The 11,659-nt window shown below is 44.6% G+C and carries 9 protein-coding genes and 2 pseudogenes; 2 read left to right on the top strand and 9 right to left on the bottom strand.

Features of this window, described 5'->3' with window-relative positions; genetic code table 11:
- Positions 1-38: 38 nt before the first annotated feature.
- The 4 genes and pseudogenes from AB4329_RS00105 to AB4329_RS00090 all read right to left on the bottom strand — a co-directional run bounded on the left by AB4329_RS00105 (position 39) and on the right by AB4329_RS00090 (position 4,078).
- A complete protein-coding gene (locus AB4329_RS00105) occupies positions 39-1,544 on the bottom strand; it encodes a bifunctional diguanylate cyclase/phosphodiesterase (RefSeq protein WP_102393945.1) in 1,506 nt (501 codons plus the stop codon).
- A 208-nt stretch (positions 1,545-1,752) separates the two neighbouring features.
- Positions 1,753-1,976, bottom strand: a pseudogene (locus AB4329_RS00100) (GGDEF domain-containing protein); the annotation flags it as partial.
- Between the two features lie 10 nt (positions 1,977-1,986).
- Positions 1,987-2,282: pseudogene (locus tag AB4329_RS00095) on the bottom strand (LysR family transcriptional regulator); the annotation flags it as partial.
- A gap of 170 nt (positions 2,283-2,452) precedes the next feature.
- Positions 2,453-4,078 (bottom strand): ABC transporter substrate-binding protein, encoded by a 1,626-nt coding sequence (locus tag AB4329_RS00090; RefSeq protein ID WP_372137549.1) that lies wholly within the window; start codon positions 4,076-4,078, stop codon positions 2,453-2,455.
- A gap of 173 nt (positions 4,079-4,251) precedes the next feature.
- Between AB4329_RS00090 and mpaA the strand changes: the two genes are divergently transcribed.
- Entirely contained in the window at positions 4,252-4,959 is a 708-nt protein-coding gene (gene mpaA / locus AB4329_RS00085) for a murein tripeptide amidase MpaA (protein WP_372137548.1), read from the top strand.
- A gap of 408 nt (positions 4,960-5,367) precedes the next feature.
- On the opposite strand, the gene eat is transcribed toward mpaA, so the two are convergent.
- From eat to AB4329_RS00070, 3 genes are read right to left on the bottom strand one after another with little or no spacing between them, the layout of a single operon-like run.
- Positions 5,368-6,765, bottom strand: coding sequence for an ethanolamine permease (gene eat / locus AB4329_RS00080; protein WP_017061647.1), 1,398 nt, complete (start codon positions 6,763-6,765; stop codon positions 5,368-5,370).
- Positions 6,766-6,789: 24 nt separating this feature from the next.
- Positions 6,790-7,659: an ethanolamine ammonia-lyase subunit EutC gene (gene eutC, locus AB4329_RS00075; RefSeq protein WP_372073848.1), complete on the bottom strand. Its 870-nt coding sequence runs from the start codon at positions 7,657-7,659 to the stop codon at positions 6,790-6,792.
- The gene (locus tag AB4329_RS00070) at positions 7,652-9,064 is read right to left on the bottom strand and encodes an ethanolamine ammonia-lyase subunit EutB (RefSeq protein WP_017061645.1); all 1,413 of its coding nucleotides are present in this window, start codon (positions 9,062-9,064) and stop codon (positions 7,652-7,654) included. The genes eutC and AB4329_RS00070 overlap by 8 nt, the downstream gene beginning before the upstream one ends.
- A gap of 200 nt (positions 9,065-9,264) precedes the next feature.
- On the opposite strand from AB4329_RS00070, the gene AB4329_RS00065 reads away from it, so the two are divergent.
- On the top strand, positions 9,265-10,185 hold the full coding sequence (locus tag AB4329_RS00065) for a helix-turn-helix domain-containing protein (protein WP_017067657.1): 921 nt from the start codon (positions 9,265-9,267) through the stop codon (positions 10,183-10,185).
- 104 nt (positions 10,186-10,289) lie between these two features.
- On the opposite strand, the gene folM is transcribed toward AB4329_RS00065, so the two are convergent.
- Positions 10,290-11,006: a dihydromonapterin reductase gene (gene folM / locus AB4329_RS00060; RefSeq protein ID WP_372137547.1), complete on the bottom strand. Its 717-nt coding sequence runs from the start codon at positions 11,004-11,006 to the stop codon at positions 10,290-10,292.
- On the bottom strand, positions 11,003-11,641 hold the full coding sequence (folE, locus tag AB4329_RS00055; RefSeq protein ID WP_048611743.1) for a GTP cyclohydrolase I FolE: 639 nt from the start codon (positions 11,639-11,641) through the stop codon (positions 11,003-11,005). The genes folM and folE overlap by 4 nt, the downstream gene beginning before the upstream one ends.
- Between the last annotated feature and the right edge of the window lie 18 nt (positions 11,642-11,659).

The raw sequence follows: 11,659 nt of genomic DNA, 5'->3' as shown, positions 1-11,659 counted from the left end.
CATCTGTATCTCTGTAGCCTAGATGAAAAAGTATTAAGTTATGTTGTTGAACATGGTTCTATTTCAGAGGTGAGACTTTCTTTCAACTGCTTATATGGCATCGGGTAGCCCAGATAATAACCTTGGGCTTGTTCGCAATTTAACGTTTTCAAAATTGACAGTTGTTGAGCATTTTCAACCCCTTCAGCCACAACACTAATGCCAAACCCTCGCGCTATATCAATGATACCAGACGTTATAGCTCTAGAACGATAATCATCTTCTAACCCACTGATGTAACTGCGATCGACTTTGATTTCATCTACATCCAATTTGCTAAATATACCAAAAGACGTGTAGCCAACACCAAAATCATCTATCGAAAAGGACACCCCTTGTTTTTTTAACTTCTGAACAGCGATTGCACACTGATCTATATCTTTCAAAATAGCGGTTTCAGTGATTTCCAGACAAAGTAAGCGAGCAAACTCGGGATCCTTTCGTAGATATTCGTCCAGATGGTTCATGTCATCAACGCTATTTAGCTCTACCGCTGAAATATTGACCGAGACACTATTAAGCTCATTCCCTAGCAAGCCATTAGCCCTAAGTTGTGACGCAGTCTTCTCTAGAACTAACGTAGTCAAATCACGACAAAAATAATTCTCTTCTGCTAGCGCGACAAAGATATCCGGTGAAACGACACCATAGCGCTCATGCGTCCAACGAGACAACACCTCCACACCTGCGACGAGTCTACTTTCAATGTTGAATTTAGGCTGAAACACAATATCAATCGCTTTGTCATCAATCGCTTTACGTAATTCTTGCACCATTTCTTGACGTTGACGTTCAAGCTCAGTGAGTTTTGGGTCATGAAATTCAATCGTGTCCTTGCTTTTCTTTGCTTCAGTTAAGGCGTGGGTAGCAGATGCCATGAGTTGCTTGGCATTATTCCCATCCGAGGGGAATAGAGCAGCGCCAATACAACAAGTGGCGTGGATATCATAACGATAAGCACACTGGTTAAATCTACGATGTACGAGGGCAATGTAGGATTCAATATGCTCCGTGTGGTTGAGTTTAACCAAGCACGCGAAGCCATCTGAGTGCACTCGTGATGAAAGCGGTTGATGCTCTATAGGAAGTTCAATAGATCGTGCGATATCTTTTAAAAATGAATTAGTATTCTCGAATCCGATCTGGTCAGCGACAGATTTGAAGTTATCAATGTCTAATAAGAAGAGGACATAATGGTCACTGGCTTGAGAATTTTTCAGTCTTTTATTTAAATATCGATAAAAGACTGAAGGGCTATGAAGTCCGGTGACACTATCAAGATCGTTGGCGCTCTCTAAATCGCGATTATTTTTCCGAACCATTACCCATAACAGAGCAGACGTTAGAATGATAAATACCAGACCTTTGACTGTCTGTGCTAAGGCATGTTCACGCAAGTCATTTGATAATGATTCAACCGCGAGATCAGAAAATAAAACCCATAAAGATGAAAGTATTAGGTAGCTGAATACTATGCTGGCCGGATATCTTTTTGTCTTGTTCATCGTTAGCTGCTATCTCTCAGTCTAATGTGTCATGACTTATATGTTATAAATTGCTCATAACGTAGCACCAACATAAATCGCAATCTACCGCTCGCGTTTTTATTTTTGACTTTTATTTACCGATTTTCGTCATCACTTTGCACGACGAAAGCCTTTTAGGGCTAAACATGCCAAAAATAATTTGTGTGGATGTTGGCTCTTAGTCAAACTAAGAGCTGCCGATCGCTTTTGTTGATGCCGGGTATGACTCTTCAATCACAATTGTATTTCGTCCTTTTAGCTTTGCTTGATAAAGCGCGCGATCGCACAGTCTTTCCACTTTTCCTTTTCTGATAGCAAGCTAATACCAAAACTAGACTTAATTGTTAGAGTTGGTTGTTGCTCAAGTTTGATCTTCTGAATTGCTGAGCGTAATTTCTCTGAAAGGGCTGCACACCAGTTACCAATGTTCTTGAAACAATCGCTCGCAATGAGTGTCTTCGCTTTCGACCTTGCCGTTGGTCAGCTCGATATCGACATTCTGACAAGGGTTAGTTGATGGCCAGTCCACCAGCTGAATATTAAGCCTGATAAAAGAGTATTTTTTATAAAAGGATGGCAGGCGAGGAAGGTTTCTAAACTTTTGAGCTGTTGGCTAACCGCCGCTTGCGTGACACAAAGCTCTCGGGCAGCCGCGCCAATGGAACCAAGACGAGCAACAGCTTCGAACGCAACAAGAGCACGTAGAGGGGGTAACATGGCTTCACCTGATTGAAATAAAAGTGAAAAATACTTCAATCAGGTTTCAGTTTTTTGCGCTTACCGTTACAGATTAATGACGAAGGGACGTTGATCAGATATTTATGATCAACGTCCCTTTTCTTTATTTCATGTTCTTAGCGGTGTGTCGCCGCGTGAATCAAACGCCATTACTCTTTGATATAGAGGTCCTTAGAATAGATACGCCCTTCCACGTTGTTCTTCGCAAAGCCGCCAACACTTGGTCGCACTAGGCGAGCCTGCATGTAGTAATAAATTGGCGCGATAGGCATATCTTTAGCCAGTAACTGCTCGGCTTGATCATAGAAACCTTGACGATCTTGCTCATTGGTTGCTGACAGTGCGCTGTCCATTGCAGCGTCGTACTTGTCATTGTTGTAACGAGCAAAGTTACCTGAAGATTCAGAACGCAATAAGCTCAAGAAGGTCGATGCTTCATTATAATCACCACACCAAGAAGCACGCATCACGTCAAAATCACCTTGGCGACGTGATACTAGGTAAGACTTCCACTCTTGGTTTTCCAGCTCAACTTGCGCGCCTAGGTTGCCTTTCAGCATGGAAGCGATCGCCACTGCAATCGACTTGTTCGACTCACTGGTGTTGTAGAGCAACTTGAAATCCAATGGATTAGCTGCATCGTATCCCGCTTCTTTCAATAGCTCTTTTGCTTTTTGATCACGTTCTTTCTGAGTCCAAGTGCTGTATTCAGGTTGTGTCGCATCAAAACCAGCCGTGTACTCATGAGCAAAGGTATAAGCAGGTAGGTTACCCACCTGAGTGACGCCATTGGTGATAACGTCACGCATCATCGAATAAGACACCGCTTTACGCACTCGCGCGTCATCAAATGGAGGACGTGTAGTATTGAATGCATAGTAGTAAGTACATAGCAGAGGCACCGCGGTAAACGCATCTTGGTATTTGGTTTTAAGCTGCTGCGCCATGTGTGTCGGCACATCAGACGTGATATCCACCTCACCCACCGCATAACGGTTAATCGAGGCATTCTGGTTCTCAAACGGGATGTAAGTCACTTGGGTTAGATTGGTATCTGAACTAGCCCAATAGTTAGGATTCTTCTTCAGTTCGATGCGTTCGTTAATCACCCACTCGTCCAATACAAACGCACCATTACCAACAAATTGCTTAGGATCGCTCCACGGCTTGTCACTACTTTCTAGGGTTGCTTTGTGCACTGGCATCATGGATGTGTGGCCCGTCATCGCCACAAAGTAAGGCACTTTACTATCGAGTTCGAACTTCACCGTGTGCTTGTCGACAGCGGAAATACCGAGTTCTTCAACTGGCTTTTTGCCTTCGGCTACGTCAGCGATATTGTTGATTTGAGTAAGCTTTAGGTACCACACATTTGGCGATGCCGTTTTAGGGTCTACCGCGCGTCTTATCGCATACACGAAATCATCGGCCATCACCGGATCGCCATTCGACCATTTCGCGTCTTTACGCAGGTGGAATACAAACGTCTGGTTGTCTTCGGTTTCCCAAGATTCCGCGACACCTGGAGTAATATTGCCATCGCGATCTTGAATCACTAAACCTTCAAATAGGTCACGTAGAATGTGCATTTCTGGCAGGCCTTCTGCTTTCGCAGGGTCAAGCGTCGCCGCTTCTGCATCATTAGCACGAACTAAGTGTTGGTCTTTTGCCAGCGAAACACCAGCAGGTAAGGTTTCAGCAGCGGCAGTCACTGATATAAAAGGGGTCAATAAAAATGAAATGAGTAAAGCCGTTGAATGTTTTTTAAAATCCATGTTTGTTTGCTCTCCTAGCCTATCTTTGAAGCAAGTAATAAAATTAACAATGCGACGGTTGACGAGTTTTGACGCTATGGTTTATTTAAAGGGGTTCATCTAATGGACTTAGTTAATGATTAATATAGCCAATAGTGAATACTTGATAGTACTTGATCAATCAGGAGATTAAGGTGAGTTTAATTCCAAGAACGGAAAGAGCTGCGTTTTCAATAAAGCCGCTGTCATATGGGAAATCGGTGTTGGGTGCGCCTATGCTCTATTTCCCCGCGCAAATAGAAAGCGAGTCTCGCGGGCTGATCTTAGCAGGCACACACGGTGATGAAACCGCTTCTATTGCGGGATTATCTTGTGCGCTGAGAAGCTTGCCAGCCGCCAACTTGCGACACGATGTGATTCTGTCGATGAACCCAGATGGCAATCAATTAGGCACTCGCGCCAACGCAAACCAAGTCGATCTGAACCGCGCCTTTCCAACTCAAAACTGGACAGAAAACGGCACCGTCTATCGCTGGAGCTCCCACACACCAGTCAGAGATGTAAAAGTGAAAACCGGGCAAGCCGAACAACTTGAACCTGAAGTGCAATCGCTCATAAACCTCATCGAACAGCGCCAACCTAAATTCGTCATCTCTTTTCACGAACCACTCGCCATGGTCGATGACCCCGATCGATCAGAACTCACCACTTGGCTAGGTAAGCAATTCAACCTGCCGCTCGTTGAAGACGTCGATTACGAAACCCCAGGCTCATTCGGCACATGGTGTCAGGAAAGAAACCTACCGTGCATTACTGTAGAACTACCGCCCGTTTCTGCGGATTTAACTATAGAAAAGTATTTGGATGCGTTTGTCGCAGTGTTGGGGTGTGAGGGAAATTAGTCTGGAGTAGGCTACATATACACATGCGAACAGTAATTCATCCTAATTACTAGTGAATCATATATTCCGTCTACTGGATCAATCCCATTCATAATCTATGCCGAATTCTTCCTTTGCATCATTTCAACTTATCTTTAGAGAAAGGCAATCGACATGATTAGCGCGATGAAAACTTCACTATCAATGAACTTCGGGGCTCGTCGCTATGAATCTAACTCGTTATAAAAAATCATGACAAGTGTCTGGACAAAAACGTTCCAAGAAAATGATCCTAAAACAGCACTATTTCTAAATTAATATTTATCGTTAGAGGTGATGGCGATTGGGGTTTACACGCAAGTTACTACAAGTAGTGTAATAAAGGCTCCAGCAAAGCACTAGAGCCTTAAATACCATTAGAAATTGAATCTAATTAGTAGCCTCAAGCTCTTTCTCTGCAACCGACAGCATCTCAAACTCTTCCTCAGCGGTCGATGCGACCAATTTATTACGGCTATATAGGCCATAATAAGCACCACCAATCACAAAGAGTCCCATAGTCATAAAGAATGCAGATGGGTCAAAAGCATAAACACCCGTCATTGCAATAAGCGACAGCACTAGTGAAGTGCCGGAAGTCAGCATGCCACCCGGTGTTTTGTATGGACGGTGAAGCTCTGGTTGCTTGATACGCAACAATATATGACTAAGCGACATTAATGCATAAGACACTGTCGCCCCCACTACCGCCATCGCCAAGATCAGGTCGCCTTCTCCGGTCAATGACACAGCAAAACCAAACACACCCGGCACCACTAAAGCACGAGCAGGCACTTTGTTTTTGTTTGTAAGCGACAAGCTTTGAGGCAAGTAACCCGCACGAGACAATGCAAACACTAAGCGGCTATAACCGTAGATAATCGAGAAGAATGAAGCAATAAGTCCTGCAAGTCCTAGTATATTAACAGCCGTTGCAACGGTTGGATTACCGGTCAACTTCAAGGCATCGACTAGAGGAACGGCACTATTCGCAATCGCTTCAGAACCCACAGCGCCCGCAAGCAGCAGAACGACTAAGGTAGCGGTGACCAGTAAGAATAACATTGCGCCGATAATACCTTTGGGTACATCCTTGGCCGGGTTTTTCGCCTCTTCAGCAGCCAGTGGAACCCCTTCTACCGCAAGAAAAAGCCACATTGCAAACGGTAGTGCCGCCCATACACCATACCAACCAAAAGGAAGTAGTTCTGTGGCTTGTGCGGTTGCCGGAGCGATATCAAACAGATTATTAGCATCAAACTCACTAACCAATACGCCTGCTGTCATAAGAATTGCTAGTACGGCTAACCCACTGATGACCATCATGACTTTCAGAGCTTCTCCTACCCCTGCCATATGAATACCGATAAAGATGGCATAAAAGATCGCGTAAACAAGAGGACCATCGATACCCATTAGTTCATTCACCGCTGAGCCAATAAAAATGACAATCGCGGCAGGTGCAAGGGCATACTCAATTAAGACGGATAAGCCGGTAAAAAATCCCCCCGTTGGTCCCATGGCTTGTCGAGCAAAACTATAGCCACCTCCTGCAGCGGGAATAGCCGCAGACATCTCCGCCAAAGAAAGGACAAGGGTAAAGTACATCACCGCCATAGCAATTGCAGCAATAAGAAAGCCTCCCCAACCAGCTTGACCGATACCAAAGTTCCAGCCTGCAAAGTCACCAGAGATCACGTATGAAACGCCTAACCCTGCTAGCAAAATCCACCCAGCAGTGCCCCTTTTAAGTTGTCTTTGCGCCAAATATTCCTGATGTTCTGACATTGTAAATCCCTCTATTTTTGTCTTTTATCCAATTAAAAAATTGCCTGTGTGCTTGTCTTCTAACTGCTCACCACCTTCTTCCTCGATACTCGAACGGTCTTTAAGGTTGACCCCAGAAAGCTCTAGCCGACGAGCTTCCTTCAATAGGTATACCGCTCGCTTACACGCATCTTCATAAGCCAACCCCTGTGGGCGAATATTAGAAATGCAGTTCCTATCAGAGTCTTTTGCTCCTCTTCTTGCCTGCCAAGTCAGGTACATACCCATGCTATCTGGAGAGGTCAGTCCCGGGCGTTCACCAATCAAAACCACCACAATCTTGGCTTGTAAGCACTCGCAAACATCATCTCCTATTGCCACTCGGCCCTGCCTCACAACAGTAATAGGAGCAACATGCCACGGCACTTCGTCTTCCCCTAATAAAGAAAGCAGATGCTCAATGACTGGATTTGCATGATTTTGAATGGCAATTGAAGACAAGCCATCAGCCACTACTATCGCGAGATCAAACGGGGGAGACTCTGAATGAAGAACGGCTTGCAACTGATTCCAACAGACGTCATCAAGCTCGCGACCAAGATCCGGCCTTTGCAAATACATGAATCTGTCTGTCGCTTTGCTGTGCGCCTTAATTGGTGCCTGAGAAGTGTGTTGAATGACCGAGTTTGATTGAGCGATGAGCTCAACCAATGAATCCACATCTAAAGCACAATGAACGGCATCCATCGCCTGTGCATGGTCGAGTTGAAATGAAAGCAACTCTTTAGTTGGAACGCTATTTCCACTTCGACCCAGTGCAATACGTGCCGATGTAAAACCTTTAAGCTCGTGCCAAGGGTTTTGAGTTACCAACTTAGAAGCAGAATGTTTTGCCATAGAGACCACCTTACCCATGTGCGGGGCCTCCATTAAGTTGTGCTAGAGCGCCAGCAAATGAGCCGGAGAGTCGTTCATTTAGGCGCACATCTTTTACATCATCAAAAATCTGCATCTGAGTTAGCCACTCCTCAAACTCCGGCGCAGGTTTTAAACCCAACACCTTGCGTGCATAAAGTGCATCATGAAACGAGGTTGTTTGATAATTGAGCATGATGTCATCGGAACCCGGAATCCCCATAATGAACGAGCACTCAGCGACACCGAGCAATGTCAGTAAGTTATCCATATCATTTTGATCGGCATAGGCATGGTTGGTATAGCAGATATCACACCCCATCGGCAGGCCAAGCAATTTGCCACAAAAATGGTCCTCAAGCCCTGCTCGAATAATCTGTTTTCCATCAAAGAGATATTCAGGGCCGATAAAGCCGACCACGGTATTAACCAACAATGGATTAAAATGACGCGCTACGGCATAAGCCCGTGTCTCACAAGTTTGTTGGTCCACACCATGAAAAGCATTGGCAGAGAGAGATGTTCCTTGCCCTGTCTCAAAGTACATGACGTTACTTCCAACGGTGCCTCGGTTCAGCGAAAGCGCCGCTTCGTTTGCTTCTTTAAGGATCGAAAGGTTAATACCAAAGGTGTCGTTCGTACCTTGAGTGCCACCAATAGATTGAAAGACGAGATCCACCGGAGCGCCCATCTCAATCGCTTCAATCGTGTTGGTAACATGGGTTAATACGCAAGATTGGGTCGGGATCTGGTAGTGTTGAATGACCTCTTCCATCAGATTCATCAACTTAATTGCCTGTGGTACATTATCTGTTGCGGGATTAATGCCGATCACAGCATCACCATTGCCATACATCAAACCATCAAAAATACTGGCGGCAATGCCATTGAGAGAATCGGTTGGATGATTGGGCTGTAAACGGGTGGATAAACGACTAGGCAAGCCAATGGTGTTACGAAACGCAGTCACTACCCGACATTTTTTGGCGACTTGGATCAAATCCTGATTACGCATGATCTTACTCACTGCAGCCACCATTTCTGGAGTTAAACCAGGACGCAGCTTTGCAAGCGTGAGACTATCGGCTTCATCACTTAGCAGCCAGTTCCGAAAGTCTCCCACTGTAAGGTGATCAATCGCTTTAAACGCCTCTCTATCATGGCTATCAATGATTAAACGAGTAACTTCATCACTTTCATAAGGGATCACCGCTTCATTTAAAAACGTCTTTAGGGGCAAGTCTGCCAGTGTCATCTGAGCTACAACACGCTCTGCAGCAGAAGTCGCAGATACACCAGCCAAAACATCCCCTGAACGCTCTGGCGTAGCCTTTGCCATCAGATCTGCTAACGACTCAAAGTTAAAAACCAGGTGCCCTTGTTGTCGGCGATAAGCTGCTGTCATAAATTCCCTCTTCATAAACTGGTTCAGTTCTTGCTCAATAACCTTTTGTATATATGAGTAATTAAGCGATTTTTGAACCGAATGAATATCAAGAATCGGCAAACATAAAAAAGCATTAATAAACATAAACTTAAAGACACACTGTACTAATATGGGTCACATGGGTAGGTCATGGAATGATGAGAAAGGATGAAGAATTGATGCGTTATGCACCTAATTTGTGCACATTCAACACATTTGATGCAAATCAGCAGGCAGCCAGCCTCTTTAACTGGCAGCAAGAATATGACCAACTGAGTCAAGGAAGTTTTCTAGGTCAGATCCGTGAACGAAAATTTTCTCACGTGCACCTATTTCGAGAAGACAGCAACCGAAAACTCAAGCAGCAATGTCGTATTAATGAAGGGATTTGGTTAGGGATCAGTGCTAACGATAGACCTTTACACATCAATTACGCACAAGGTAATCCTGATAGTATTTTGATCCGTGAGGCTGGGGCGGATTTTGAGCTACTTACGCCAGAAACCTTTTCTATTTATGGGTTAGTCATAAGCCCTTCACTGGTTGAAATGATTCAGCAACAGCTAGAGATTGAATCATTAAACAGCAAGAGCCACTTTCTTGGTTGCTCTCAACACTACACCCAACAAATAAAAGCTTACTTGAGCTTACTACTCTCCCCGAGTCAATCTCGCTGGTCTTTTCAAACTCATCAATCCATTGTTCAAGATATGTTGGTCGAATTGTTCGCTCAATCGTCTAATCAAAATATGCAAAAAACCAATGCCTCACAGCGTGAGAACACAATGCGTCGAATTAGGCAGTACCTAGATAACTCGCAGTACCGTAAACCCGTCACCGTGTCTGAACTGTGCGATGCGGTTTATGTCAGTCGCCGTACGCTGCAATACACCTTTGAGTCCTGTTGTGACATATCACCAAAACAATTTATACAAAATGTACGTCTCAACCAGGTACGGCGCATTCTGCAAAATCCGAGCGAACAACGGTGCATCAATGAAATCGCCTTTGACTTTGGTTTTTTTCATCTGGGATATTTTTGCCAAAGCTACAAGCAGTTGTTTGGTGAGTCGCCCATGCAAACACGTTCTAATGTCTAAAACCCAAAAAGTGTCGAGGGACAACTTAAAAAAATGTAGTTAGACGATATGAAAGACGAATAGATTAGTTGACTATCCTGCCTCAAGATCACAACGCATGAACTTCACTTCAAGTGCCTGCCGCCATCAAGGTGCAAAGTCCTTCCTGTCATATAGTGACTAGCCAAAACAAACTTAATGCCATCTATCACTTCTTCAAAGCCTGCCTCTGCGGGAATCAGTGCTTTTTTCAGAGCTTTAGTTTTGTACGCCTCGTCGTCATGTTCGTTGAATTTGATCATGGCAGGAGAGAGAGTATTGACTTTCACCTTGGGAGCCAGCATCGCTGAGAACGACAGCGTCAAGTTGTTGAGTGCGGCTTTACTGGCCGCGTAAGCGATGTGTTTTTTACTGCCTTTTTCCGCAACGTAATCACTGATGTGGATGATGTCCGACGTTTTATCGCCAGACATTAATTGGTCTTTGAGCATTAAATTAACCAGATAAGGCACGGTAGCGTGAACCGTCATCATCTGGTTCATGATTTGTAATGCGTTTTCACTGGGATTTTTTTTGTTCTCCGGTTGCCAGTCGGAAGCGTTATGGATGATGGCTCGAATCGCCTTATATTCTTGACCAACATAATGCAAAAAACCCTCTAAGCTACTTTGTTGATAAAAATCTACCTGTTGCAAGTCGGCTCCACTGTCGCGCAGTATTTTCAGCTGGGGATAGTCGCTTCGGTAAGTGCCAACGACTTTGTATCCGTCAGATATAAATTGCTGCGCCAGAGCGAATCCTAAACGCTTCCCCACTCCAGTTATTAGAATCGTTTCACTCATCGTAAAAACTCAGCTCTAGTTTGAGGGTTAGTTTTGAAACTGCCACCAAGCGCGGTTGTGGTGGTTTCAGAGTTAGCGTCCATAACGCCTCTCGATTTAACGCAGTAGTGAGTTGCTTTAATCGTCACAGCCACATTTTCTGTTTCAACCAGAGCCTGTATCGCGACCAGGATTTGTTGAGTAAGGCGTTCTTGAACCTGCGGACGCTGAGCAAAGAATCGAACAATACGGTTTATTTTAGATAGCCCAAGAATCTTGGATTCTGGGATATAAGCCACTTGTGCTAAACCATCGATGGTGATGAAGTGATGTTCGCACGTCGAAGTTAAATCTATATCCGATACCTTAACCATTTCATCAACTGACATTTTGTTGTCGATAACACTAATTTTGGGGAAGTTATTGTAGTCGAGCCCTGAAAATATCTCGTGAACGTACATCTTTGCAATGCGATGAGGTGTTTCAGCGAGACTGTCATCGGTTAAATCCAGCCCGAGCGTACTGACAACTTCCGTCAAAAGCCCTTTGATGCGGTTGTACTTCTGGTCGGGGTTCATTTCGCTCGATGTCATCGGGGTTTCAAGCCCCTTTTCGAGCAAAGCTTCTCTTACTTTTTCAGCTTCTGTGGTTAGCATTGAGTCGCTCCTTATGAG

The organism is Vibrio sp. 10N.261.54.A5, assembly GCF_041471145.1.
In the GTDB taxonomy this organism is placed as follows: Bacteria; Pseudomonadota; Gammaproteobacteria; order Enterobacterales; family Vibrionaceae; genus Vibrio; species Vibrio crassostreae_C.
The sequence above is the reverse complement of the archived record's forward strand: the minus strand, read 5'-3'. Positions and strand labels throughout refer to the sequence as shown.